This is a genomic window from Bradyrhizobium brasilense (genome assembly GCF_029714345.1).
Lineage (GTDB): Bacteria > Pseudomonadota > Alphaproteobacteria > Rhizobiales > Xanthobacteraceae > Bradyrhizobium > Bradyrhizobium australafricanum.
Map to the genome: position 1 here is coordinate 760,251 of NZ_CP121669.1, position 25,851 is coordinate 786,101.

Genomic DNA, 25,851 nt, shown 5'->3' on the forward strand with positions numbered 1-25,851 from the left:
AAGGGTCGACGGTCCGGCTGTTGGCCGTGCATCCTTCGAGACGCGCTACGCGCTCCTCAGGATGACGGTGCTGATAGAAGTGCCGGGCTGCTGTGACGTCACTCTGTGAGGGCAAGCGATGTCGTGTGCGCCTCCTGCATGGCGTACGTCCGTTTGCGCCGGTTGATCGGCTTCGACCCGCTCTCCATAGTGCGCCCGATTGGGGGCTCCCGCCGGGGCTTCGAGGCGGGACCACCGATGATTGACGTGACAGCTGCGGATGAGGCGAGCGACGACGCGCGGGCGCGCAGCAATGTGTGGCGGCTTGCGGCGGCGCAGGCGCTGACCGGCGCCAATTCGGCCGTGATCTTCGCCACCGGCTCGATCGTCGGCGCGACGCTGGCACCCGACGTCTCGCTCGCGACGGTGCCGCTCTCGATGTATGTGCTCGGGCTTGCCGCCGGCACGCTGCCGACCGGTGCGATCTCGCGCGCCTACGGACGACGCGTCGCCTTCATCATCGGCACCTTCTGCGGCATGCTCACCGGCGCGCTCGGCGCCTGGGCGATCCTGCATTCATCGTTCTGGCTGTTCTGCGGCGCGACCTTCCTCGGCGGGCTCTACGGCGCCGTCGCGCAGTCCTACCGATTTGCCGCGGCCGATGGCGCCAGTGTCGCGTTCCGGCCCAAGGCGGTGTCCTGGGTGATGGCCGGCGGCGTATTCGCCGGCGTGCTCGGGCCGCAGCTCGTGCAATGGACCATGGACATCTGGCCGCCGTATCTGTTCGCGTTCTCCTTCGTGATGCAGGCGCTGGTCGCACTGGTGGCGATGGCGGTGCTCTCAGGCGTCGACGCGCCGAAGCCTGCGGCTGCGGACCTGCATGGCGGCCGCCCGCTGCTCGAGATCGCCAGGCAGCCGCGCTTCATCGCCGCGGCGCTGTGCGGCGTGATCGCCTATCCGATGATGAATCTGGTGATGACCTCGGCGCCGCTCGCCATGAAGATGTGCGGGCTGTCGGTCAGCGATTCCAATTTCGGCATCCAGTGGCACATCGTTGCGATGTACGGCCCGAGCTTCTTCACGGGCTCGCTGATCGCGCGGTTCGGCGCGCCGGTTATCGTCGCGCTCGGGCTGGCGCTCGAGGCGGTCGCCGCGATGATCGGACTGTCAGGCGTCACCGCGCCGCACTTCTGGGCGACGCTGTTCGTGCTCGGGATCGGCTGGAATTTTGCGTTCGTTGGCGCTTCGGCGCTGGTGCTGGAAACGCACCGGCCGCAGGAGCGCAACAAGGTGCAGGCATTCAACGATTTCCTCGTGTTCGGCATGATGGCGATCGGTTCGTTCTCGTCGGGCCAACTGCTCGCGCATTACGGCTGGAATGCCGTCAACTGGGTGGTGTTCCCGCCTGTGCTGCTCGGCCTTGCCGTGCTCTGGCTCACTTCATTCGCCAAGCGACGCGCGAAATTGCGCGCGGTGGAAGAAATCCCGGATCCCAGCATCTAGGCATGATCCGGAAAAGTGTGGCGCGGTTTTCCGCAAGATCATGCCTAAAAGGGTCTCCTGCTGCCAATTGCTGACACTTCGATCAGCTTCGAAATGATCCGCTTGCAACGCTGTTCACATCATGGGATCGGGTTGGTCCGGCCATGACGATGTGAGAAGCAAGAGCAAGAAATGGACGCATCCTCAGCCACGCTGCCTGATGAATCCTCGCTTGGTTACGAGGGATGGCGCATCGTCGTCGTCTGCTTCCTGCTTGCGACCTTCGGCTGGGGATTGGGCTTCTACGGCCAGAGCGTCTATGTCGCCGAGCTGCAGCGGCTGCACGGATGGCCGGCATCGCTGATCTCGTCGGGCACGACCTTCTTCTACCTGTTCGGCGCCGCGCTGGTCGCCTTCGTCAGCGAGGCGATCAAGGCGTTCGGCGCGCGCAGCTGCCTGATCGCCGGCACCGTCGCGATGGCGATCGCGGCGGTTGCGATCGGCGAGGTGCGCGAGCCCTGGCAGCTCTATCTTGCCGATGCGCTGCTGGCGTTCGGCTGGGCCGGCACCAGCCTCGGCATCATCACCAACACGCTCGGCCTGTGGTTCGACAAAAAACGCGGCATGGCGATCAGCCTGGCGCTGAACGGCGCGAGCTTCGGCGGCATCGTCGGCGTGCCGCTGCTGGTGGCGGGGATCGGCGCTTTCGGCTTCTCCGGCGCGATGATCGCGGCCGCGGGGCTGCTGATCGTGGTGATGGTGCCTGTCATCCTGATCTTTGTCGGCCGGCCGCCGGCGCATCTGCACGCGGTCACGGCCGCCGCTGCCGACGCGCCGTCGGCGACGCAGGTGCGCAGCCGGGCGCTGCGCGACATCCGCTTCCTCTCGGTCTCGATTGCCTTCGCGCTGGTGCTGTTCGCCCAGGTCGGCTTCATCGTGCATCTGATCGCCTATCTCGATCAGGTGATCGGCCGCGAGCGCGCGACGGTGGCGATGGCGCTCTTGACCGCGATGGCCGTGGTCGGGCGCGTCTCGTTCTCCTTCGTGATCGACCGGCTCAACCAGCGGCTGGCATCGGCGCTGTCCTTTGTCAGCCAGGCGGTCGCGCTCGCCGTCATCATCAATGTGCACAATGACGTGGCGCAGATCGCGGCCTGCGCGCTGTTCGGCTTCTCGGTCGGCAATCTGATCACGCTGCCGGCGCTGATCGTGCAGCGCGAGTTCGATCCGCGTGCGTTCGGTGTGCTGGTCAGCCTGATCACCGCGATCAACCAGATCACCTACGCTTTCGGCCCCGGCGTGGTCGGGCTGCTGCGCGATCTCTCAGGCAGCTACACGCTGCCGTTCTACGGCTGCATTGGCCTGGAGCTGATCGCGGCGGCGACGATCATGGCGAAAGGAAAGTAGCTTTCCACCTCCCCTTGAAAAGGGGAGGTCGCTTTGCTCACAGAGCAAAGCGGGTGGGGATCTGCTCTCTCCGCTTGCAACATCGCCTGCGGCTGACCCCCATCCCGACCTTCCCCCTTTCAGGGGGAAGGGGAATAAAGACCTGTCCCCGGATGTCGCTTCGCTCATCCGGGCTACGTTCTACGACTTGCGGCGTGACTTCCGCGCCTTCTTCGGCTCGCTGATCTTGCCGGCCGCCGCGACTCGCAGCAGGCGGCGGAAGGTCGGGCATTCCATGTGGCTCGGCGCCGGGCAGACGGCGGCGTGGCGCAGGCCGTCGCGCATCGCGTTGAGCCTGCGGATGGTGCGGTCGAGCTCGTCGGCCTTGGCAGAAAGCATTTTCCGGTCGATGCGCGGTCTTCCATCGGGCGCGAACATCCTTGCGATCTCGTCGAGCGAGAAGCCGGAGGCGCGCCCGAGCGCGATCAGCGCCAGCCGGTCGAGCACGGCCGGATCGAACAGGCGGCGCAGCCCGCGCCGGCCATGAGAGGCGATCAGCCCTTTTTCCTCATAGAAGCGCAAGGTCGAGGCGCGAACGCCCGACAGTGCCGCCACCTCCGCGATATCGATGTCCCGCATAACCCTTGACCTCAAGTTCACTTGAACTGGCAGTATTCAGCCTATCGCTTGCCCGAGGCAGGCATCAAGAAGGACGAGAATCATGGGTGTCGCACCGCGAGCCGACGACGAGCAGGTCAAACTCTGGAACGGCGCCGCCGGCCGTGCCTGGGTCGAGACGCGCGCCGTGCTCGAAGGGATGTTCAGGCCGCTTGAAGAACTTCTCGTTCAGGCGGTGTCCGATGCCGCGGCCAGCCGCGTGCTCGATATCGGTTGCGGCACGGGCGCCACGACTTTCGCTGTGGCCCGCGTGCTCGGCCGGCAAGGGCATTGCACCGGCATCGACATTTCCGAGCCGATGATCGCGGCGGCGCGCGCCCGCGCGGAGCGGGAAGGGCGGCCGGTCAGCTTCATCTGCGCCGACGCGCAGACCTATCCGTTCGCGCCCGCGAGCTTCGACATGATCATCTCGCGTCTCGGCGTGATGTTCTTTGCCGATCCGGTGCGGGCTTTCGCCAATCTGCGCCGCGCCGCGCGGCCGGGTGCTGCGCTCCGCTTCATCGCCTGGCGCGGCGCCGCCGAGAACCCGTTCATGACGACGGCGGAACAGGCAGCGAAGCCGTTGCTGCCGGATCTTCCGGCGCGGCGTCCCGATGCGCCGGGGCAATTCGGCTTCGCCGACCGGAAGCGGGTCGAAACTATCCTGGAGGATAGCGGTTGGGACGCGATCGCGATCGATCCGATCGATGTCGCCCTCGGCTTTCCGGCATCGCAGCTGACCCGCTATGTGAGTTGGCTCGGCCCGGTCGGGACAATGCTGCAGGCGATGGAGGAGCCGCGCCGCACGCAAGTGATCGAGACCGTGCGCGGTGCCTTCGATCGTTACATCCACGGCAACGACGTTCGCTTCACCGCGGCGTGCTGGATGGTCGCGGCACGGGCGCCGGCGGGGACCGCGCATGGTTGAGGTCGTGGAGTTTGTGGCGAGCGCGGTGCTGATCGGGATCGGTGCGACCGTCGTGATGGACATCTGGGGGATGGTTCGAAAGCGCCTGCTTGGCATCCCGTCGCTGGACTATGCCCTGGTCGGCCGCTGGCTCGGCCATCTCGTATCCGCTCGCCTGCGCCACGACCGCATCGCCGCGTCACCGCAGGTCGCGGGCGAACGGGTCATCGGATGGACCGCGCATTATCTGATCGGGATCGGCTTTGCCGGCGTGCTGCTTGCGATCGTCGGCCTCGATTGGGCGCGGCAGCCCACCATCGCTCCGGCTCTGACGGTCGGGATCGCCAGCGTGGCCGCGCCGTTCCTGGTGATGCAGCCCGCGATGGGCGCCGGCATCGCCGCGAGCCGCACGCCCCATCCATGGGCGGCGCGGCTGCAGAGCCTCGTGACGCACACGGTGTTTGGGATTGGGCTTTATGCGGCCGGCTGGCTCGCGCACCCGTTCCTGAACCCGTAGCCCGGATGAAGCGAAGCGCAATCCGGGAACAGTATCACCCCACGGTGCCAACCCCGGATTTCGCGGAGCCTGTCATCGGGCGCGCGTTCGCGCGACCCGTTGGCTCCATCCGGGCTACGAAATTATCGCGTTGCGGAATTAGCCCGCTCGCTGCTTCAGCAAATCCTCAACGTCCAGCCGTCGCGTGAACATCGCGAGCTTGCCGTCCGCGCTGCGCGGCCATTCGGCCTCGGGGCGATCCCAATAGAGCTCGACGCCGTTCTCGTCGGGATCGCGCAGGTAAAGCGCCTGGCTGACGCCGTGGTCGCTGGCGCCGTCGAGCTCGATGCCGGCCGACAGCACCCGGTGCAGCGCATCGGCGAGCGCCGGGCGGGTGGGATAGAGGATGGCGGTGTGGAACAGGCCGGTGGTGCCCGGCGGCGGGGGATGGCCGCCCTTGCTTTCCCAGGTGTTGAGGCCGATGTGGTGGTGATAGCCGCCGGCCGAGATGAAGGCCGCGTCCGCGCCCAGCCGCTGCTGCAGCTCGAAGCCGAGCACGCCGCAATAGAAGCCGAGCGCGCGCTCGAGATCGGCCACCTTGAGGTGGACATGCCCGATCCGGGTGCCCGCGATGATGGGGGGATTCTCTGGCATGAGCGGACTCCGTTGACGTCAATGCCCCTGCCATCAGGGGCGAGGTTCGCCGCCTGATATAGTCCGGATTTGCCGACGCCGGAGCGATCGATCCGGAAACGCAGCGTTTCCGAAAGGCGCCACGGTCGCCGGGCCTAGCAGAGCTCCGACAACTCGCCGCCGGGCAGCTGGAACTCGAACGTGTTCAGCGTCATCGACACCATGGTGTAGTAGCCGCAGAGGCCGATCACCTCGACCAGGCCGCGTTGGCTCAGCACCTCGATCGCCTCGTCATACAGGGCCTTCGGCAGGCCGTGACCTTCGTGCAGCGCCTTGGCGACGTCGTAGATCACCCTGGCCTTGGGATCGTCGAAGCTCGGCGTCCGGCGCACGCGAATGTCCTCGATGATCTTCGGGTCGAGGCCGCCCTTCAGCGCGAGGCGCTTGTGAGCATACCACTCGTAATGCGCGGTCCAGTGCCGCGCGGTGACGAGGATCGCGATCTCGGACAGTTTTGGCGGGAAGATCGTGTCGAAGCGCAGCACCTCGCCGAGCCGCGTGGCATGCCGTGCCATCTCCGGGCTGTTCAGCCAGGCCATCATCGGCGCGGGTGGCGCACCGCGCTTGCCGGCGATCGACTCGTCGTAAGTTTCTTTCTGGGCGGCGTTCATTTCGCTAGGCGAAAGCAGCTTCAGCCGCATGTCCGTTTCCTTTTGTTTTTCAAGCGTTACCCCATCTCGGCGATACACCCGATCGCGCGAGGTGAGTAGCGACGCCAGAGCATGGCGCGGCCGCGAGGCATATTGAATTCGGCGGCTGCGTAGGTCTAAGGTCGAATCCAATTCGTCGAATTTGACTGGAAACGCACCATGGCCGACCTTGAGAAATTCCGCGCGGAGACCCGCGCCTGGCTGGAGCAGAATTGCCCGCCGGAGATGCGCAAACCGATGACCTCGGATGGCGACACCTTCTGGGGTGGCCGCAACACGAAATTCTCGTCCGAGGCGCAGCGCGTCTGGTTCGAGCGGATGCGCGACAAGGGCTGGACCGTGCCGCATTGGCCGAAGGAATATGGCGGCGGAGGCCTCGACGGCGAGGAGGCCAAGATCGTGCGCCAGGAGATGGCTGCGATCGGCGCGCGTCAGCCGCTGACCTCGTTCGGCATCTCGATGCTCGGACCGGCGCTGCTGAAATACGGCACCGAGGAGCAGAAGAAGGAGCATCTGCCGAAGATCACCGCGGGCCTGATCCGCTGGTGCCAGGGCTATTCCGAGCCGAATGCCGGCTCCGACCTCGCCTCGCTGCAGACCCGCGCGGTCGGCGACGGCGACGATTACATCATCAACGGCCAGAAGATTTGGACGTCCTATGCCAACTACGCCGACTGGATCTTCTGCCTGGTGCGCACCGATCCGGCGGCCAAGAAGCATGACGGCATCAGCTTCATCCTGTTCGACATGACCTCGAAGGGCGTGTCGACCAAGCCGATCCTGCTGATCTCGGGCTATTCGCCGTTCTGCGAAACCTTCTTCGACAATGTCCGCGTGCCGAAATCGCATGTCGTCGGCACCGTCAATCGCGGCTGGGATGTCGCGAAATATCTGCTGCAGCACGAGCGCGCGATGATCTCCGGCATGGGCGAGCGCGGCGTCGGCCGTCCGCTCGGCCAGATCGCCGCCGACTCGGTCGGCGCGGACGCGCAGGGCAAGCTCGACGATGCGCAGCTGCGCAGCCAGATCGCGAGCTTCGAGGTCGACGAGGCCGCGCTCGCCGCCGCCGCGGAGCGCGCGGTCGATCTCGCCAAGGCCGGGCAATCGCATCCGGCGTTCTCCTCGGCGATGAAATATTACGGCACCGAGCTCAACAAGCGCCGGTATGAGATCCTGATGTCGGCCGGCGGCATCGACGCGCTGGAATGGGAGAGCGATCGCTCCAAAGGCGGCGCCCGCCCGCGCGCCTGGCTGCGCACCAAGGCCAATTCGATCGAGGGCGGCACCTCCGAGGTGATGCTCGGCATCGTCGCCAAGCGCATCCTCGACCTGCCGGGTGCGTGACGTTTTTTGTCGTCATGGCCGGGCTTGACCCGGCCATCCACGTCTTTGTCGCGGTTAGCTCAAGACGTGGATGCCCGGCACGAGGCCGGGCATGACGATACCTTGAAATTCGACTGAACGAACAACATCAGAGTTACCGGATCCATCCAATGGCCCTCGTCCTCACCGAAGAACAATCCATGCTGCGCGACAGTGCGCGCGGCCTCATCAGCGACAAGGCGCCGGTGGCGCATCTGCGCGGTCTGCGCGATGCCAAGGATGCCACCGGCTTCTCGCGCGATCTCTGGAAGACATTTGCGGAGATGGGCTTCTCCGGCCTGCTGGTGCCGGACCGGTTCGGCGGCAGCGGGCTCGGCTGCGTCGAGGCCGGCATCGTCATGGAGGAGATCGGCCGCACCTTGATGCCGTCGCCGTTCCTCGCGACCTCGGTGCTCGCTGCCTCGGCGCTGTCGCGCGGCGGCAGCGAGGCGCAGAAGGCGCAGCATCTGCCGAAGATCGCCGACGGCTCGCTGCTGGCGGCGCTCGCGATCGATGAGGGCGCCAAGCATCGCCCGCTGCAAACGAAGTTGCAGGCCACGCGCTCCGGCAACGGCTTCAAGCTGTCGGGCGACAAGGCCTTCGTCGTCGACGGCCACACCGCCGATCTTCTGATCGTGGCGGCGCGCACGGCCGGCAGCGCCGGCGACAGGAACGGGCTGACGCTGTTCCTGGTCGATCCGAAGGCGAAGGGGCTCGCGGTCGAGCGCACCGCGATGGTCGATTCTCACAACGCGGCGCGCATCGTGTTCGACAATGTCGAGGTCGACGCCGACAGCGTGCTCGGCGAGGTCGATCAGGGCTTCGGGCTGCTCGAGGGCGTGCTCAATATCGGCCGCGGCGCGGTGGCGTCCGAAATGGTTGGCCTCTCCGACGAGGTGTTCGGCCGCACCGTGGCCTATCTGAAGGAGCGTAAGCAGTTCGGCAAGGCGATCGGCGAATTCCAGGCGCTGCAGCACCGTGCCGCCCAGCTCTACATCGATATTGAGATCACCCGCGCCGCGGTGTTGAAGGCGCTGCAGGCGCTCGACACGGACATCGACAAGGCCGCCACCGCGGTCGCGGTGGCAAAGGCCCGCGCCGGCACCACTGCGACGCTGGCCGTGCAGGAGGGCGTGCAGATGCATGGCGGCATGGGCATGACCGACCAGTTCGACATCGGCTTCTTCATGAAGCGCGCCCGCGTCTGCCAGGAGCTGTTCGGCGACAGCAATTTCCACACCGACCAGCTGGCGAGCGGCAAGGGCTACTGAGCCGCCGCATCGTCGTCGTCGCGCACACTGTCATCGCCCGGCTCGCCATCTTCGCTAAAGCTTCGGCGCACCTGAAAGCGAAAGCCTCGTCGAAGCCTTGGCGTAGACGGGACCGGGCGTTCCAGTATTCCCGAGACGTCGGCGCTTGAGCCGAGAAGCCGCGGCGTACTGGATCACCCGCATGCGCGGGTGATGACACCGAAGCCGTACAGCATACTCACTGTCGTCCCTGCGAAAGCAGGGACCCATAACCACGAATGGGTGACTGTCGCGCGCCGCTGGAACGACGAGTCCCATCTACAATATCCGCCGCGGCGTATGGGTCCCTGCTTTCGCAGGGACGACGGCGTTGTATGCGGTGGCGGCTGCGGCCTGGCCGCGCGCCGCTAGCGGATCGGCGGCGCGTACTGGACGCCGCCGGCATTCCAGAGTTGGTTCATGCCGCGCGGGATCTTCAGCTTGGAGTCGGCGCCGACGTTGCGGTCGTAGACCTCGCCGTAATTGCCGACATGGCGGATGATGCGCACCGCCCAGTCCTTGGTCAGACCGAGATCCTCGCCATAGGTGCCCTCGGTGCCGACCAGCCGCATCACCTCCGGCTTCTTCGACTTCAGCGCCTCGTCGATGTTCTTCGAGGTGATGCCGAGTTCTTCGGCGTTGATCATGGCGTATAGCGTCCACTTCACGATCATCATCCAGTCGTCGTCGCGCAAGCGCACCACCGGCGCCAGTGGCTCCTTGGAGATGATGTCGGCGAGGATCGTGTGGTCGCTCGGCTTGGCGAGGTTGAGCCGCAGCGCATAGAGCTGCGAGGCGTCCGACGTCAGCGTATCGCACTGGCCGGAGTTGTAGGCCTTCACAACGTCGTCCAGCTTGTCGAACTTCATCTCCGTGTACTTCATGTTGTTGGCACGGAAATAGTCGGCGAGATTGAGCTGCGTCGTGGTGTTGGCCTGCACGCAGACCTTGCTGCCGTTCAGGTCGAGCGCGGAATCGATGTTGCGCGAGCGCGGCAGCATGAAGCCCTGGCCGTCATAATAGGCGACCGCGGGGAAATAGAGGTCGTAATTGGTCTCGCGCGACATGCTCCAGGTGGAGTTGCGCGAGAGGATGTCGACCTTGCGGTTCTGCAGCTCCTTGAAGCGTTCGCTGGCGTCGAGCGGCACGAACTTCGCCTTCGACGGGTCGTCGAAGATCGCCGACGCGACCGCGCGGCAGAAGTCGACGTCGAAGCCGGTCCAGTTACCCTTGTCGTCCGGAATCGAGAAGCCCGGCAGGCCCTTGTTGACGCCGCACAGCACGTCGCCGCGACGGACGGTGCGCTTCAGCGTGCGGGTGTCGTAACGCTCATAGGTGATGGCGGCGGCCGCAACCAGCGCGGCGATCGCGAGCCCGATCGTCAGGCCGCCTCGAAATGTACGCATGGGTTCTCTCTCGCGAAGGATCGGGGGGAAAAGCGGGGCGGATATCGAAGGCGGGTAGAGATCAGAGTTCGGGCTTCTGCCGGATGATCACCTTGGTGCCGACCGGAACGCGGTTGTAGAGATCGGCGACGTCGTTGTTGACCAGGCGGAAGCAGCCGGAGGAAACGGCGGTGCCGATGGTGTCGGGCCGGTTGGTGCCGTGGATGCGGTAGACCGTGGTGCCGAGATACATCGCGCGTGCGCCGAGCGGATTGCCCGGGCCGCCCGCCATGAAGCGCGGCAGATAGGGCTGGCGCGCGATCATTTCCGGCGGCGGCACCCAGTCCGGCCACTCGGCCTTGCGGGTGATGCTCACCAGGCCCTGCCATTGAAAGCCTTCGCGGCCGACGCCGATACCGTAGCGGAGCGCGCGGCCATTACCCTGCACCAAATAAAGATGGCGCTCGGCGGTCGCGACGATGATGGTGCCCGGCGCCTCATTGGACCGGTAATACACGACCTGCTTCTGCCATTCCGGGTCGAGCTCGTAGCCGTCGTCAGCAACAAGGCCGGGCTCGTCGGCGTCCGGGCGGTTCTGGGCGAAGCCCTGCGACGTCGACAGCACGAGCGCGCCCGTCGCGATCAACATCCAGACCAGGTGACGAAACTTCGTCATTGAAAGCTCTCCTTGTTGGCACGCGGCCAAATGGTTGCTCCACCCGCAAATCAGGCAGCATCAAATCTCAGCGGCAGCTTGATGGCAAGCTTAGGGCGGCATCACAGGTATATCCCTGTAATGCTTCTGTTTTTTGTCATTGATTGTCGCGGCACGTTGCGCGGGCCGCCTCATTTCGGCGCGATCCAGAGTCGCAAGGCGAACGAGATCAGCGCCACGGTGCCGACGCCGCCGAGCCACAGCGCTGCGAACCACAGCAGGCGCTGGCCGAGCGGCCGCTGATTCGAGCCCTCGGGCATCAGTGGTATCCGTGGCCGGGGCGCACCTTGCCGCGGAACACCCAATAGGCCCAGGCGGTGTAACCGAGGATCAGCGGCACCAGGATCGAGACGCCGACCAGCATGAAGATCTGGCTGTTCGCCGGTGCCGCCGCCTGCCAGATCGTGATGCTCTGCGGCACGATATACGGATACATGCTGATGCCGAGCCCGGCATAGGACAAGGCGAACAGCGCCAGCGTCAGGAAGAACGGCTGGTGGTCGTTCTTGTCGCTCAGCGCGCGCAGCAGCAGCGCGGTGACGGCGGCGACCGCGATCGGCACCGGCGCGGTGAGGATGATGTTGGGCCAGGCGAACCAGCGCTGGGTGTATTGCACGCTGAGGAACGGGGTTGCGATGCTGACGGCGCCGATCGCGCACAGCATCGCGATCAACAACATCCAGCTCAGATGATAGGCGCGGTCGCGCAGCTCGCCCTCGGTCTTCATCACCAGCCAGGTCGCGCCGAGCAGCGCGTAGCCGATCACCAGCGCGACGCCGGTCAGGACGCTGAACGGCGTCAGCCAATCCCACCAGCCGCCGGCGTATTGGCGGCCCTCGACATGGATGCCCTGCAGGATGGCGCCGAGCGCGATCCCCTGCGCCAGTGTCGCAAGCAGCGAGCCGCCGGCGAAAGCGATATCCCATTTGTTGCGCGCCTTCTGGGTCCGCCAGCGGAATTCGAAGGCGACGCCGCGGAACACGAGGCCGAGCAGCATCGCGATCATCGGCGTGTAAAGCGCCGGCATCAGCACCGCATAGGCCAGCGGAAACGCTGCCATCATGCCGCCGCCGCCGAGCACCAGCCAGGTCTCGTTGCCGTCCCACACCGGCGCCACCGTGTTCATGATGACGTCGCGGTCGGTCTTTTGCGGAAACAGCGGAAACAGGATCCCGAGGCCGAGATCGAAGCCGTCCATCACGACATAGACGAACACGGCAAAGGCGATGATGAAGGCCCAGATCGTGGCGAGATCGATCATCGCGCGCCCTCCACGGCAGCACCTGCCGCCGGCGTGATGCCGGCGGCGCGGGCCGGAAGATCTTTCGTCGGGCCCTGCTCGCCGGGATGCGGCGGCTGCGCCATCAGCCGCAGGATGTAGATCACGCCCGCGGTGAACACGGCGAAATAGACGATGATGAAGGCGATCAGCGACGAGCCCACAGCGGGCGCCGCCAGCGGCGACGCCGAATCGGCGGTGCGCAGCAGCCCGTAGACCGTGAACGGTTGCCGCCCGGTCTCTGTGGTGATCCAGCCCGCGAGCACCGCGATGAAGCCGGCGGGGCCCATCAGGACCGCGAAGCGATGCAGCAGCGGCGACTGGTACATCATCCCCCGCCAGCGCATCAAAAGGCTGAGCAGGCCGAGCCCCATGATCAGGAAGCCGAGGCCGACCATGATGCGGAACGACCAGAAGGTGATCGGCACCGGCGGCCAGTTCTCGCGCGGCACGGTGTCGAGGCCGGCCAGCGGGGCGTCGAGCGAATGCTTCAGGATCAGCGACGACAGTTTCGGCACCTCGATCGCATACTTCACCTTCGCCTCACGCTGGTCGGGCCAGCCGAACAGGATCAGCGGCGCGCCGTCCTTGTGGCTCTGGTAATGGCCTTCCATCGCCATCACCTTGGCGGGCTGGTGCTCCAGCGTGTTGAGGCCGTGCTGGTCGCCGGCGAGGATCTGGATCGGCGCCACCAGGGTGGCCATCCACATCGCCATCGAGAACATCACGCGCGCTCCGGCCAGATGCTGGTCGCGGAGCAGATGCCAGGCGCCGACCGCGCCGACCACGAGCGAGGTGGTGAGGTACGCCGCAAGCACCATGTGCACCAGGCGATAGGGGAACGACGGATTGAAGATCACCTTGAGCCAGTCGGCGGCGACGAACTGGCCGTCGGCGTTCACGGCGTGGCCGGTCGGTGTCTGCATCCAGGAATTGGCCGACAGAATCCAGAACGCCGAGATCAGCGTGCCGATCGCGACCATCAACGTCGCCACGAAGTGCAGCTTGGGGCCGACGCGTTCGAGCCCGAACAGCATCACACCGAGGAAGCCGGCTTCCAGGAAGAATGCGGTCAGCACCTCATAGGCCATCATCGGGCCGATCACCGGCCCGGTCTTGTCGGCAAAGGACGACCAGTTGGTGCCGAACTGGTAGGACATCACGATGCCCGAGACCACGCCCATGCCGAACGCGACCGCGAAGATCTTCAGCCAGTAATTGAACAGGTTGATGTAGACCTCGCGCCTGGTGGCAAGCCACAGCGCTTCCAGCACCGCGAGATAGCTCGCAAGCCCGATCGAGAATGCGGGAAACACGATGTGGAACGACATCGTGAAAGCGAATTGCGCGCGGGCGAGTACGACCGCATCCCAGCCTTCGAACATTACGCACCATCCGTCGTCGACCTGGCGTGGACCTTACCACGTCAGCTGTGACGACAAAGAGGGCGGATTGTCCGACTAGAGCGGGTTGAGTTTTAGCTGGATCGGCTTGGCGCGGTCCCGGTTCACCTCTCCCCGTCGGGGAGAGGTGAGCTTTCGACGCCGTTCCAGCTCAACCTGATTTTCATCAGGCTTTAGCTATTGGCGTTGAGCAGCCGCGCGACGGTGCGGTCGATCTCGTCGTACTGTCCCTCGCCGGCGTGCTGGAACACGATCTTGCCGTTCTGGTCGATCACGTATTGCGCCGGCCAATACTGGTTGCGGTAGGCGTTCCAGGTCTGCGAATTGTTGTCCTGCGCCACCGGATAGAGGATGCCGTGCCGCTTCAGCGCCGCCTGCACGTTGGAGGCCGAATGCTCGAACGGGAATTCCGGCGTGTGGACACCGATCACGACGAGGCCGCGATCCCGGTACTTCGAATAGAGCTGGGTGACGTGCGGCAGCGTGTTGACGCAGTTGACGCAGCCATAGGTCCAGAAATCCACCAGCACGACCTTGCCGCGCAGGTCGGCGAGCCTGAGCGGCTGCGAATTGAACCAGTTGCTGATGCCGACGAATTCGGGCGCGGTCTGGCTCTGTCCGGTTGTCATGGCGATCGCCCGCGGCACTGGCTGTGCCGGCGCGTCTGACTCGGTGCAGAGGCCGGGAATGACGGCGCCGCCGAGGCCAAGGCCCGTAACCAGAGCGGATACGGCAATCGAGCGCAGGGACATCGATATCTCCTTTGGGCTTACAGGCCGATCTGGCCGTTGGGATAGAACTGGGTCAGCCACGCCACGATCAGCGTGTCGTATTGCAGGTAGGACAGCGCGGCGAATGCGACGATCACGACGCCGAAGCCCTGCTGCAGGCGCGGCGCGATCCGCGCCATGCTGCGCACGCGCGTGGTGACGGCCTGTCCGCCATAGGCAATCGCAAGCATCGGGATCGCGGCGCCGATCGCATAGGTGACGAGCTGCAGGCTCGCCCACGCGGTGTCCTTTGAGGTCGCGACGATGGTCAGGATCGAGCCGAGCACGGGGCCGGCGCACGGCGTCCACACCAGGCCGAGCGTAGAGCCGAGCACGAAGCCGCCGAACAGGCTTTGCGACGGCGCGGCCTGACCGAGCCCGCCCCCTTGTTTGAACGCGTTTTCTTGACGCGAACCGGTATCCACTTCGCTCGAAAACGCTTTGGTAGCGCCGCTGAGCCGGATCGACAGCCATTCGAACGGCGCCGGCCAGATCATCAGGAGGCCGAAGCCCGCGAGCAGCACGGCCGCGCCGGTCCGCAGCACGTTCGGATCGAAATCGAAGGCGCGCGTGATCGCGCTCAGCAGCAATGCCACCGCAGAGAATGACATCACGAAGCCGAGCGCGATCATCGCGGGCCGCGCCTTGCCGGTCTGGCCTATCGATACCCCGAGCAGGATCGGCAGCATCGGCAGGGTGCAAGGGGCGGCGACGGTGGCGACACCGGCAAGCAGGGCAAGGGCAAGGCTGAGCATCGTCATCCGTCCATCAGAGTCCCGGCGCGCCAGAGGGCCGTGCCGGGTACGCCTGATGTTCTTCGCGAGGACGGTTGGGCCGTTACGGCGGGCCGGTCGCGGGCCGCGTCACGTCTGTGTGAGGCGAGGCGCGCTCGGCTTCACGACGTCGCGCCAAATACAGAGCGACCCGGCTGGGGGGCATCCCGGCCGGGTCGTTGGAGGCTACTTGGGAGGTTAGAACGAAGATGTATCGAAACCGGTTCAGTGAATTGGGGTTGGGGTTGCGTCGTTGGATATAGGTATAGAGGTCGCGTTTTTCCGGGTGATGTCGTCGATTGTTTCAATTGTTTCGTCGCCTGATTTTTTCGGCTTCGTGGACAATTGCCCGGCTCGCGTGATCTCCCTTTAAGATGTTGAATTTACAATCCTTTATGCGGCGACGCTATCCACGCCGGCACCCCGCAGGAGGTCGGCGAGCTGCTTGCGGGCATAGAACATGCGGGTCTTCACCGTGCTCTGCGGGATCCCGATGATCTGCCCGGCCTCCTCGACCGACTTCTCATGGTAGTAGACCAGATTGATGATCTCGCGGTGAGCCGGCGACAGCTTGGCCACGCAGGCGCGGAGGATCTCGCTGGTGGTGGCGCGATCGAGCGAGGTTTCCGGCGTGTCGGCGCCGTCGGCGATCTCCAGCACGTCGTCCTGGTCGATGTCCTCATGCTTGCGCTGGCGCAGCGCGGTCAGCGCCTTGAAGCGGGCGATCGAGAGCAGCCAGGTCGAGACCTGCGAGCGGCCCTCGAATTGGGCCGCGGTGCGCCAGACGTCCAGGAACACCTGGCTCACGAGGTCCTCGGCCATCGTGGTGTCGCGCACCATGCGGAGCACGAAGCGGTAAACCCGGACGTTATGACGGGAATAGAGCGTGTGCATCGAGGTGCGGTTATTCTTGGCGATACGCGCGAGCAGCGTTTCATCCGAGGTCGCGCGAGCAGCGTCGATATGCTTCGTGGCTGCAGAGTTGATGGCGATGACGTTCGGCATGACAGGCTCCCAGTTCGCCGTTGGGCGGCGGTTCGTTGGGAGAATTGTTAGTTACGGCCCGTTTCCGGATGTCTGCGCGAAAAGCGGAAAATGGTTTCGTGAACGGGAGAATTGTTTCGTCGACGGCCCGACGACGAAACATTCGGGACCAAAAAGCCAATAATTTCAATGCGAGGAAAATTCGAACGGCCGGATTCCCGCCGTCGGAACGAATCCGGCTGTTATGACTTCTGGCACTGTCGGGGCTTATTCGGCCGCCTGCAGCGAGGGCGCCGCCTTTTTCGGGGCAATCCAGAATGCATCGGGCCGTTCGAACAGGAAATTGGCCCGCGCCGCCAGCGCCAGCCGCCAGATCACGAGCGAGCCGGCGACGCCGACCGCGGTCACGATCAGCGAGATCAGGCCGATGTCGTGGATGACGCCGAAGCGCAGCAGAAGGGTGCGTGATGCAGCCATCGGCAGGAAGAAGGCGAGATAGATCACGATCGAATGCTCGCCGCAGAAGCGCAGGAAGCCAAGCCAGTGCGCGCGCGCCAGCAGCGTGCCGGTCACGATGATCGCGCAGGCGCCGGCAAAGCCGAGTGCCAGCGAGACGACCGGCCATTCGCTCGCCTCGAGCGCAACCAGGCCGCCATTGATCAGCGCCCAGAGCCCAAGCCCGACCAGGGCAAGCGCGGGCCGTGCCCGCGCGCGGTCCGACAGCGCGAACACGTAATCGGCGAGGACATAGCCGGTGTAGAAGTAGACGAAGCGGGAGCAGAATTCGTCGATCACGGTCCAGCCGGTCGCGACATGCGCGGTCTCCAGCGCTGCCGCGATCAGCCAGATCACGAGCGGGTGGACGTTGCGCGCGAGCTTGGTGACGACGAAGAAGATCGGCAGCAGATAGATGAACCACAGCGTGCCGAACGGCTCGATGAAGGACTCGAGGTATTGCAGCCCAACCTGGGCCCAACCGGTCTCGGCGGCCAGCGACGGCGCCTTGAAGCCGAACTGGATCGTCACCCAGAGCACGTAGAAATAGGCGAAGTGCATCACCTTGCGGTCGAGATAGGTGCGCCAGTCGCGATCGATCACGACCGACAGGAACAGGCCCGAGATCAGGAAGAAGTCAGGCATCCGGAACGGCTTCGCGAACATCACGACGTAATGCATGAAGCCGGTCTGCTCGGCGGCCTTCTCGACCCCCAGCACCGAATGCATCATCACGACCATGATGATGCAGATGCCCTTGGCGTAGTCGACCCAGTCGACGCGTCCGCTCGCGCCTGGGGCGGAACGATCTGTCGCAGCGGCTGTGCCGTTCGTGGTCATCTTTGTCTCGTTCCGGCGTGATCGTGCCTATCATCGGCCCGATCGGTTGCTTTCTCCTTTATTGATACAAATGGTGTGCCACCAAACCGGACCTTTCCGCGGGTTTCCCGTAGCCGGCGAATGGTCTAAGAGGCCGTGGAATCCAAGAGAAGAGACCGTTTGTTAACCATGGGACGCACCGGCCCGAGCGCCGCTGCGATGATGAAAGTCCTTGCCGCGCCAATTCGATAGTCCGCTGCCGATCGACGCCGTGCTTGACGAACTCGATCGCACGCTCGAGGGCCACAACGCCGCGGTGCTGGTGGCGCCGCCGGGCGCCGGCAAGACCACGCGCGTGCCGTTGGCGTTGCTCGATGCACCCTGGGCGAGGGGCAAGAAGATCATCGTGCTGGAGCCGCGCCGCATCGCCGCGCGCGCCAGCGCGGAGCGGATGGCGAAGACGCTCGGCGAGCGTGCCGGCGAGACCGTCGGCTATCGCGTGCGCTTCGGTTCGAAGGTGTCGCGCGCGACGCGGATCGAGGTCGTCACCGAAGGCATCTTCTCGCGCCAGATCCTCGACGATCCCGAGCTCAACGGCGTCGCCGCGGTGCTGTTCGACGAATTCCATGAGCGCTCGCTCGATGCCGATCTCGGGCTGGCGCTGGCGCGCGACGCGCAGACCGGCCTGCGCGAGGACCTGCGGATCCTCGTGATGTCGGCAACGCTCGACGGTGCACGCGTCGGAAAACTGCTCGGCGACGCGCCGGTGGTCGAAAGCGAGGGGCGCGCCTTTCCGGTCGAGACCCGTTACGTCGGCCGCAAGGTCGACGCGCCGCTGGAGCGGCAGATGGCCGAGACGATCGCGACCGCGCTGCGCGCCGATGCCGGCTCGGTGCTTGCCTTCCTGCCGGGCGCCGCCGAGATCCGCCGCACCCAGACCTTCCTCACTGAGCGTGTGCACGACGCCTCTGTCGAGATCGTGCCGCTGTTCGGCGCGCTCGATGCCAGCGTGCAGGATCGCGCCATCGCGCCGGCGCCGAAGGGCACCCGCAAGGTGGTGCTGGCGACCTCGATCGCCGAGACCTCGCTGACCATCGAGGGCGTGCGCATTGTGGTCGATTCCGGCCTGGCGCGGGTGCCGCGCTACGAGCCCGACATCGCATTGACGCGGCTCGAGACCGTGCGGGCCTCGCGCGCCGCGGTGGATCAGCGGCGCGGCCGTGCCGGCCGCATCGAGCCCGGCGTCTGCTACCGGCTCTGGGACGAGCCGCAGACCGCGTCGCTGCCGGCCTACACCGCGCCTGAAATCCTCTCCGCCGATCTGTCCTCGCTGGTGCTCGACCTCGCGCAATGGGGCGTCAGCGATCCCGCGGGCCTTGCCTTCCTCGATCCGCCGCCGGGGCCGGCGCTGAAGGAGGCCAGATCGCTGCTGTCCGAGCTCGGGGCGCTCGACGGCGATGGTCGCATGACAGAGGAGGGACAGAGCCTGCGCGCGCTTGCGCTGCCGCCGCGGCTGGCGCGCATGATCGTGGATTCCGCCCGCTTCGGTATGGGCGAGGAGGCGGCCGAGATCGCCGCGGTTCTGACCGAGCGCGGGCTCGGCGGCGACAGTGTCGATCTCGACGTCAGGCTCGACCAGTTCCGCCGCGACCGTTCGCAGCGCGCATCGAGCGCCCGCAGCATGGCGGCGCGCTGGGCCGCGCAGGTGAAGTCGGCTGTCGGCGAAGCGAAGGATCTCTCCACCGGCGTCATGCTGGCCTTCGCATTCCCGGATCGGGTCGCCAGGAACCGCGGCAATGGCAGCTTCGTGCTGGCCAACGGCCGCGGCGCCGCCGTCGAACAGACCGCGGCGCTGGCGCGGCTGCCATATATCGCGGTTGCCGAATTGACCGGCACGGCGGCGAGCGGCCGCATCCTGCTGGCGGCGCCGATCACCCAGGAGGAGATCGAGCAGCGTTTCGCCGACCAGATCGAGAACGTGGAAGAGGTGACGTTCGACCGCGGCGCGATGGCGCTGCGCGCGCGGCGCCGGCGTTCGCTGCACGCGATCACGCTGTCGGAAGCACCGATGTCGCTGTCGCCCTCGGCCGAGACCGCGCGCGTCTTCGCCGACGGGCTCATCGCGGCCGGGCTCGACCGGTTGCCGTGGTCGAAGCACTCCAAGCAATGGCGCGACCGTGTCATGTTCCTGCGCAGGGCCGAGGACGAGAGCTGGCCCGATCTGTCCGACACCGCGCTCGCCGTGCGTGCCGACGACTGGCTGGTGCCGGCGCTCTACGACAAGACCGCGCTGAAGGACCTATCCGCCGGCGACCTGTCGGACGCGCTGATGGCGTTGCTGCCGTGGGAGTTGCGCGCGCGGCTCGATCGCGAGGCGCCGACGCATTTCGAGGCGCCGACCGGAACGCAGCTCGCGATCGATTACGAGGCCGAGCAGGGCCCGACCATCGCGGTGCGGCTGCAGGAGCTGTTCGGGCTCAACACCCATCCCTCGATCGCCAAGGGCGCGGTGCCGCTGGTGCTGGAACTGCTTTCGCCGGCACAGCGGCCGGTGCAGGTGACGCGCGACCTGCCCGGCTTCTGGCGCGGCAGTTACGCTGCGGTGCGTTCCGACCTGCGCGGCCGCTATCCGCGCCATCCCTGGCCGGAAGATCCCGCCAGCGCGATGCCGACCAGGCGCGTGAAACCGCGCGGCACGTGACGGGTCGCGAATCTCATGCATCGCCGTCATTGCGAGGAGCGATAGCGACGAAGCAATCCATCGTTCCGCGCATGCCGCACGATGGATTGCTTCGCTTCGCTCGCAATGACGGGCATAGACCCGCACCATCCGGGACGTAACGCTGGCGAGCGTCCGCAAACGGTGGTTAGATTTGCGCGCTGGGATGGGATCACGGGCTCGCAGTTTGGGGAGGTCACCGTGGAGATCAAGAATGCATCGCCGTCGCTGTACAACGAAGACCTGGCGCCGGCCAAGGAACGCAACTGGGGCGCCTTCAGCATCTTCAACGTCTGGACCTCGGACGTGCATAGCCTGTGGGGCTATTATCTCGCCGCCAGCCTGTTCCTGCTCTGCGGCAGCTTCGTCAATTTCATCCTCGCGATCGGTGTCGGCTCGCTGGTGATCTTCGTGCTGATGAGCCTGATCGGCAATGCCGGCGTGAAGACCGGCGTGCCCTATCCGGTGCTGGCGCGCGCCTCGTTCGGGGTCTGGGGCGCCAACATCCCGGCGCTGGTCCGCGCCGTCGTCGCCTGCTTCTGGTACGGGGCGCAGACCGCGGCGGCCTCGGGCGCGATCGTCGCGCTGCTGACGCGCATCGACAGCTTCAAGGCGTTCCACCAGTCCAGCCATATGCTCGGCCATTCCACGCTCGAGGTGATCTGCTTCGTCGTGATCTGGGCGCTGCAGCTCCTGATCATCCAGCGCGGCATGGAAACGGTGCGGCGCTTCCAGGACTGGGCGGGACCTGCGGTGTGGTTGATGATGCTGATCCTTGCGATCTATCTGTGCATCGCGGCCGGCGGCATCTCGCTCACCGCGCCGATCCCGCAGGACGTGCTGCTGGAGAAGACCAAGGAGGCCGGCGTACCCGGCGTGCCCGGCTCGTTCCCGGCGCTGTGCGCCGTCGCCGCGACCTGGATCACCTATTTCGCCGCGCTCTATCTCAACTTCTGCGACTTTTCGCGCTATGCGCCCGATGCAGCCGCGCTGCGCAAGGGCAATATCTGGGGCCTGCCGGTCAATCTGATCCTGTTCTCGCTGGTCGCCGGCGTCACCACGATCGCGGCGTTCAACGTCTATCACGAGGTGCTGCTGCATCCCGACCAGATTTCGGCGAAGTTCGACAGCTGGTTCCTGGCGCTGCTCGCGGCGGTCACCTTCGCGGTGGCGACGCTCGGCATCAACGTCGTCGCCAATTTCGTCTCGCCGGCGTTCGATTTCTCGAACGTGTTTCCGCGGCATATCGACTTCAAAAAGGGCGGCTACATCGCGGCGCTGATCGCGCTGGCGCTGTATCCGTTCGCGCCCTGGGAGGGCAGCGCCGCCTCGTTCGTCGGGCTGATCGGCGCGACGATGGGACCGATCTTCGGCGTCATGATGGTCGACTATTACCTGATCGCCAAAGGCCGTGTGAACGTGCCGGCGCTGTATCAGGAGAACGGCGAATATCGCTTTCAGAACGGCTGGAACGTCAGCGCGCTGATCGCCGCCGGCATCGGCGCGCTGTTCTCGTCGGTGCTGCCGAACTTCACCTCGATCCTGCCGGCGTGGTGGGCGGTCTATGGCTGGTTCTTCGGTGTCGGGATCGCGGGCGCGGTCTATTACGCGCTGCGCGTTGCGATGCCGAGCCCGGTCGTCAGGACGGCCTGAGAGACGGCCTGATAGACGGCCTGAGGGCCGGAAATTGCGGCCCTTGCGGGCGACCGACGTCATTCGGCCGCCCCTTGGGGCTCGCATTAACCCTTCGCTCATCCTTTTCGCCAAAATGGCAGGCTCGTGCCGCCGCCCTCGCTCGCGGCGGGGCGGGCGGCGTGGTGAAATTGCGTGGTCGGTTTTCCGAGTATGGTGTCATGCGTAACCTGATGATTTTCGCGGCCATCCTGATCGGGCTGGGCACCTTCATGGCTCAGATGGCCAGCAAGATGTCGCCCGCCGCCGCGACCACCACAAAGCAGACCATGGCCCCAGCCGTCACGGTGGCGCAGGCCAGCGCCCGCACGCTCAGTATTGCGCCCGATCCTCGCGGTCATTTCGCGACCGACGGCCGGATCGACGGCCAGCGCATCAACTTCATGGTCGACACCGGCGCCTCGGTGGTAGCCCTGAACGAAACGTCCGCGGCACGCTTCGGCCTGCGTCCGGTGCCGGGCGATTACACCTCGCGCGTCACCACTGCCAACGGCACCATCAAGGCCGCGCGCGCCCGCATCGCCATGATCGAGATCGGCGGCCTCACCGTGCGCGACGTCGATGCCCTGGTGCTGCCCGACGAGGCGCTGTCGGAAAACCTGCTCGGCCTGTCCTTCCTGTCGAAGCTGAAGCGCTTCGAATATGCCAACGGCAAATTGTTGCTGGAGCAGTAAGGCCGATTGGCATCAAAGCCTATCCAAGTCTTCCGCTGGATGTCTTCCTCCGTGATGCGCATCGTCTCCTCAGAACGGCAGAAATTCCGCCGAAACTGAGGAAGGCGGACACACAAGTCGCCGCGAGGGAATTCAGTGCGCTGCTTGTTCACATTTTGGGAATGAGAGCGTAGTCGAGTCGATCTTCGCGACGGCGCGGCATTTGCGCCAGACGTTCGCGGGTAACGTCAGACCTGAGGCGCTTTCGCAGAGCGTCGCGCCGATCTCCCGGCGTGCTCACTGTAAATCCCTACTGCACTCTCTGATATAGCCGGGCGGGTCGTCGACATTCGGGCAGCGCACGACCTGAACGCAAAAGACTTCATCACCGTGTTTGAATATCGAGACTTTTAAACGCTCGCCTCTCTCCGTCGGTTTCCCGATGATAGCTATGCCTAGGCCGGCATCGTCACCCGATAGCGACACCTCATCTTCCCCAAAAGGAAAAACGGATAAACACTCTCTCGGCACATCAATCCATTGCCCATTGTGTTCAATGCGCATCGACCGTTCCAAGCCTACCCCGAACCCTTTCTTTTCCGGGTTTCGGTCGCAAACTGCCTTGAGGGTGCGAAGTTCGATCTTCGCAAGATCCCCGCCTTGTTGATTTTTGAAAGTCAAAGTCACGACATCCGGCTTACACCAGGGGCCCGAGTTTGCCTTGCATACCGTTGAATTGGCGAGCAGAAGGCATAAGGCTCCGGCGAGCACGAACATTTTCATCGGCATGACTCAATATTTGTATCGATTCCAATCAGGCATTCTCGACCCCGTTGGCTTGCCGTGAAGCCAATACAGATAGCTCCCATCCCAAGATCCAACCCACGCTCGATAATCCGGAGTTTTCTGCGAATAAGCCTTCGCATTGTCTAGATCTCCATCACTCTCGTGCTGATCATCCCAGTGCATGTGCCCACGTGCCACCGCACCGCTGTCGCCAAACCCCACACCACCGCCCAGCGCTCCGTCTTGGAATCCGCGCGCTATCTGATCGTAGTAATATAGTCCGCCGCGCTTATGATTTTCCGCGCCCAGTTCCGGGATAAAACCCCTGCTCTTGGTCTCTTCCGGGTAATATTGGGCACCAAGGTCTATCATTTCCTTACGGGGAGCGTCCCATGCGCGCTCCGCGCTCTCGAAACCGATCCCCGCATTGCGGCTCGGAAAGTCGCCACCTTCGGCGCCGCCGAAGCGCTTGATGCCAGCGACGCCACCCGATCCGCTGGGGCTGTTGCCAGTCGCCGGCCCGTTGACGCCGGGCTGACCGGCTGCTGTCAACCGCACGGCCGTGCCTGTCCTTGCCTAGTGTGCTGTCGTGCGATTTCGCGGCAGCCACTTTCACGAACTTCGCATTCATAAAGCACACTAGAATCATAAGTTTGCTAGTGTCCTTATCGAATCCGAAGTTCGCTCCGAAGGTGCGGCAAATGATGCGAACTTCGGATTCGGGACACTGGCGCCACCCCTGCGGAAACCATGCTGGGTCGGAGCGATTAGCGGTCAAGCAGCTCGCAGGGCGCAACAGCGCGGCGTATTGCGCCGGCGTGCAAGTATTCGCCGACGCCAAATCTGCCTTAATTATTGGCCACAAGCCGTCAATCCTGCCTTCCGCTGCGGCGATGCATTCGCTAAAGCCAGCGGCATCGCTCCTCCGCATTTCCACGAGGCCATTTCTGATGTTTCCCAAGCCGAAACCCGCGCTGGTTCCGAACACCTACGCCTTCGAATCCGAGCCGATGGTGAAGCCGACCGGGTTTCGCGAGTACGACGCGCGCTGGCTGTTCAACAAGGAAATCAACCTGATGGGCGTGCAGGCGCTGGGCATGGGGCTCGGCGCGCTGATCGCGGAGCTCGGCGTCCGCCAGGAGATCGTCACCGGTCACGATTTCCGCGGCTATTCCGCCTCGATCAAATACGCGCTGATCTCGGGCCTGATGGCGGCGGGCTGCAAGGTGCATGACATCGGGCTCGCGGTGACGCCGATGGCCTACTTCGCGCAGTTCGATCTCGACGTGCCCTGCGTTGCCATGGTCACCGCCTCGCACAACGACAATGGCTGGACCGGCGTCAAGATGGGCGCCAACCGCCCGCTCACCTTCGGTCCCGACGAGATGTCACGGCTGAAGGCAATCGTGCTCAACGCCGAATTCAACAACACGGCCGGCGGCTCCTATCAATTCCACGAGAATTATCCGGCGCGCTACATCGCCGACCTCACCAGCCGGCCGAAGCTGAAGCGCAGGCTGAAGGTCGTCGCGGCCTGCGGCAACGGCACCGCGGGCGCGTTCGCGCCGCAGGTGCTGGAGGCGATCGGTTGCGATGTGATCCCGCTCGACACCGAGCTCGATCACACCTTCCCGAAATATAATCCGAACCCCGAAGACATGGAGATGCTGCACGCGATCCGCGATGCGGTGCTGGCGCACAAGGCCGATGTCGGCCTCGGCTTCGACGGCGATGGCGACCGCTGCGGCGTGGTCGACAACACCGGCGAGGAGATCTTTGCCGACAAGGTCGGCGTCATGCTGGCGCGCGACATGTCGGCGATCAACGCCAACGCGCAGTTCGTCGTCGACGTGAAGTCGACCGGGCTGTTCGTGACCGATCCCGTCTTGCAGAAGCAGGGCGCGAAGACGGTCTACTGGAAGACCGGCCATTCCTACATGAAGCGGCGCACCAATGAGCTGGGCGCGCTCGCCGGCTTCGAGAAGTCGGGCCACTTCTTCTTCAACAAGCCGTTCGGCCGCGGTTATGACGACGGCCTGGTGTCGGCGATCGCGATCTGCGAAATGCTCGACCGCGCCCCCGGCAAGTCGATGGCCGACCTGAAGAACGCGCTGCCGAAGACCTGGTCGTCGCCGACCATGTCGCCGCATTGCGCCGACGAGGCGAAATACGGCGTCGTCGACGCTGTGGTGAAGCACTTCGAGGCGTTGCAGCAGAACGGCGGGAAGGTCGCGGGCCAGAACATCCGCGACCTCGTCACCGTCAATGGCGTGCGTGTCACGGTCGAGGACGGCAGCTGGGGCCTGGTGCGCGCGTCCTCGAACAAGCCGGAGCTCGTGGTCGTGGTGGAAAGCCCGGTCAGCGAGCGGCGCATGCACGATATGTTCGAGGCGATGGATGCCGTGCTGCGCACGCATCCCGAGGTCGGCGAGTACAATCAGAAGATCTGAGGACGCGGCTCCTGGATCGTCATTGCC

The 25,851-nt window shown here is 65.0% G+C and carries 24 protein-coding genes; 10 read left to right on the forward strand and 14 right to left on the reverse strand.

Annotated features, from left to right (window positions below):
• The first annotated feature begins 237 nt into the window (after positions 1–237).
• Both QA635_RS03400 and QA635_RS03405 read left to right on the forward strand, forming a co-directional pair.
• Positions 238–1,482, forward strand: coding sequence for an MFS transporter (locus tag QA635_RS03400; RefSeq protein ID WP_283066914.1), 1,245 nt, complete (start codon positions 238–240; stop codon positions 1,480–1,482).
• A gap of 171 nt (positions 1,483–1,653) precedes the next feature.
• The gene (locus QA635_RS03405) at positions 1,654–2,868 is read left to right on the forward strand and encodes an MFS transporter (protein ID WP_283066916.1); all 1,215 of its coding nucleotides are present in this window, start codon (positions 1,654–1,656) and stop codon (positions 2,866–2,868) included.
• A gap of 180 nt (positions 2,869–3,048) precedes the next feature.
• On the opposite strand, the gene QA635_RS03410 is transcribed toward QA635_RS03405, so the two are convergent.
• On the reverse strand, positions 3,049–3,486 hold the full coding sequence (locus QA635_RS03410; protein WP_283066917.1) for a helix-turn-helix domain-containing protein: 438 nt from the start codon (positions 3,484–3,486) through the stop codon (positions 3,049–3,051).
• A gap of 82 nt (positions 3,487–3,568) precedes the next feature.
• On the opposite strand from QA635_RS03410, the gene QA635_RS03415 reads away from it, so the two are divergent.
• Both QA635_RS03415 and QA635_RS03420 read left to right on the forward strand, forming a co-directional pair.
• Positions 3,569–4,432 carry a class I SAM-dependent methyltransferase gene (locus QA635_RS03415; protein WP_283066919.1) on the forward strand — a complete coding sequence of 288 codons (864 nt, stop codon included), beginning with the start codon at positions 3,569–3,571 and terminating at the stop codon, positions 4,430–4,432.
• On the forward strand, positions 4,425–4,928 hold the full coding sequence (locus QA635_RS03420; protein ID WP_283066921.1) for a DUF2938 domain-containing protein: 504 nt from the start codon (positions 4,425–4,427) through the stop codon (positions 4,926–4,928). The genes QA635_RS03415 and QA635_RS03420 overlap by 8 nt, the downstream gene beginning before the upstream one ends.
• A gap of 138 nt (positions 4,929–5,066) precedes the next feature.
• Here the strand turns inward: QA635_RS03420 and QA635_RS03425 are convergent, their stop codons facing one another.
• Positions 5,067–5,561, reverse strand: coding sequence for a VOC family protein (locus QA635_RS03425; protein WP_283066923.1), 495 nt, complete (start codon positions 5,559–5,561; stop codon positions 5,067–5,069).
• Positions 5,562–5,695: 134 nt separating this feature from the next.
• Positions 5,696–6,241 (reverse strand): carboxymuconolactone decarboxylase family protein, encoded by a 546-nt coding sequence (locus tag QA635_RS03430; RefSeq protein ID WP_283066925.1) that lies wholly within the window; start codon positions 6,239–6,241, stop codon positions 5,696–5,698.
• Positions 6,242–6,409: 168 nt separating this feature from the next.
• Here QA635_RS03430 and QA635_RS03435 point away from each other — a divergent pair, with 168 nt between their 5' ends.
• Both QA635_RS03435 and QA635_RS03440 read left to right on the forward strand, forming a co-directional pair.
• On the forward strand, positions 6,410–7,594 hold the full coding sequence (locus QA635_RS03435) for an acyl-CoA dehydrogenase family protein (RefSeq protein WP_092078867.1): 1,185 nt from the start codon (positions 6,410–6,412) through the stop codon (positions 7,592–7,594).
• 149 nt (positions 7,595–7,743) lie between these two features.
• The gene (locus QA635_RS03440; RefSeq protein ID WP_283066929.1) at positions 7,744–8,883 is read left to right on the forward strand and encodes an acyl-CoA dehydrogenase family protein; all 1,140 of its coding nucleotides are present in this window, start codon (positions 7,744–7,746) and stop codon (positions 8,881–8,883) included.
• Between the two features lie 386 nt (positions 8,884–9,269).
• Here the strand turns inward: QA635_RS03440 and QA635_RS03445 are convergent, their stop codons facing one another.
• The 9 genes from QA635_RS03445 to QA635_RS03485 all read right to left on the reverse strand — a co-directional run bounded on the left by QA635_RS03445 (position 9,270) and on the right by QA635_RS03485 (position 17,545).
• On the reverse strand, positions 9,270–10,307 hold the full coding sequence (locus QA635_RS03445; RefSeq protein WP_283066931.1) for an amino acid ABC transporter substrate-binding protein: 1,038 nt from the start codon (positions 10,305–10,307) through the stop codon (positions 9,270–9,272).
• Positions 10,308–10,368: 61 nt separating this feature from the next.
• Positions 10,369–10,962: a L,D-transpeptidase gene (locus QA635_RS03450; RefSeq protein WP_253606232.1), complete on the reverse strand. Its 594-nt coding sequence runs from the start codon at positions 10,960–10,962 to the stop codon at positions 10,369–10,371.
• 170 nt (positions 10,963–11,132) lie between these two features.
• Positions 11,133–11,261 carry a DUF2474 domain-containing protein gene (locus tag QA635_RS03455; RefSeq protein WP_156436394.1) on the reverse strand — a complete coding sequence of 43 codons (129 nt, stop codon included), beginning with the start codon at positions 11,259–11,261 and terminating at the stop codon, positions 11,133–11,135.
• On the reverse strand, positions 11,261–12,262 hold the full coding sequence (gene cydB / locus QA635_RS03460; RefSeq protein ID WP_283066935.1) for a cytochrome d ubiquinol oxidase subunit II: 1,002 nt from the start codon (positions 12,260–12,262) through the stop codon (positions 11,261–11,263). Before cydB ends, QA635_RS03455 begins: the two co-directional genes overlap by 1 nt.
• On the reverse strand, positions 12,259–13,665 hold the full coding sequence (locus tag QA635_RS03465) for a cytochrome ubiquinol oxidase subunit I (RefSeq protein WP_283066937.1): 1,407 nt from the start codon (positions 13,663–13,665) through the stop codon (positions 12,259–12,261). Before QA635_RS03465 ends, cydB begins: the two co-directional genes overlap by 4 nt.
• 191 nt (positions 13,666–13,856) lie before the next feature.
• On the reverse strand, positions 13,857–14,435 hold the full coding sequence (locus QA635_RS03470) for a thioredoxin family protein (RefSeq protein ID WP_283066939.1): 579 nt from the start codon (positions 14,433–14,435) through the stop codon (positions 13,857–13,859).
• Between the two features lie 17 nt (positions 14,436–14,452).
• On the reverse strand, positions 14,453–15,208 hold the full coding sequence (locus tag QA635_RS03475) for a cytochrome c biogenesis CcdA family protein (protein ID WP_341850432.1): 756 nt from the start codon (positions 15,206–15,208) through the stop codon (positions 14,453–14,455).
• A 411-nt stretch (positions 15,209–15,619) separates the two neighbouring features.
• A complete protein-coding gene (locus QA635_RS03480) occupies positions 15,620–16,231 on the reverse strand; it encodes a sigma-70 family RNA polymerase sigma factor (RefSeq protein WP_057018990.1) in 612 nt (203 codons plus the stop codon).
• 246 nt (positions 16,232–16,477) lie between these two features.
• Positions 16,478–17,545 (reverse strand): acyltransferase family protein, encoded by a 1,068-nt coding sequence (locus QA635_RS03485; protein ID WP_283066944.1) that lies wholly within the window; start codon positions 17,543–17,545, stop codon positions 16,478–16,480.
• A gap of 211 nt (positions 17,546–17,756) precedes the next feature.
• On the opposite strand from QA635_RS03485, the gene hrpB reads away from it, so the two are divergent.
• The 3 genes from hrpB to QA635_RS03500 all read left to right on the forward strand — a co-directional run bounded on the left by hrpB (position 17,757) and on the right by QA635_RS03500 (position 22,609).
• Entirely contained in the window at positions 17,757–20,225 is a 2,469-nt protein-coding gene (gene hrpB / locus QA635_RS03490; RefSeq protein ID WP_283066946.1) for an ATP-dependent helicase HrpB, read from the forward strand.
• A gap of 219 nt (positions 20,226–20,444) precedes the next feature.
• On the forward strand, positions 20,445–21,896 hold the full coding sequence (locus tag QA635_RS03495; RefSeq protein ID WP_283066948.1) for an NCS1 family nucleobase:cation symporter-1: 1,452 nt from the start codon (positions 20,445–20,447) through the stop codon (positions 21,894–21,896).
• 212 nt (positions 21,897–22,108) lie between these two features.
• On the forward strand, positions 22,109–22,609 hold the full coding sequence (locus tag QA635_RS03500) for a TIGR02281 family clan AA aspartic protease (RefSeq protein ID WP_076834957.1): 501 nt from the start codon (positions 22,109–22,111) through the stop codon (positions 22,607–22,609).
• A gap of 276 nt (positions 22,610–22,885) precedes the next feature.
• On the opposite strand, the gene QA635_RS03505 is transcribed toward QA635_RS03500, so the two are convergent.
• Both QA635_RS03505 and QA635_RS03510 read right to left on the reverse strand, forming a co-directional pair.
• On the reverse strand, positions 22,886–23,371 hold the full coding sequence (locus tag QA635_RS03505) for a hypothetical protein (protein ID WP_283066950.1): 486 nt from the start codon (positions 23,369–23,371) through the stop codon (positions 22,886–22,888).
• Between the two features lie 9 nt (positions 23,372–23,380).
• Entirely contained in the window at positions 23,381–23,932 is a 552-nt protein-coding gene (locus QA635_RS03510; RefSeq protein ID WP_283066952.1) for a hypothetical protein, read from the reverse strand.
• Between the two features lie 392 nt (positions 23,933–24,324).
• Between QA635_RS03510 and QA635_RS03515 the strand changes: the two genes are divergently transcribed.
• Entirely contained in the window at positions 24,325–25,824 is a 1,500-nt protein-coding gene (locus QA635_RS03515) for a phosphomannomutase/phosphoglucomutase (protein ID WP_283066954.1), read from the forward strand.
• Positions 25,825–25,851: the final 27 nt, after the last annotated feature.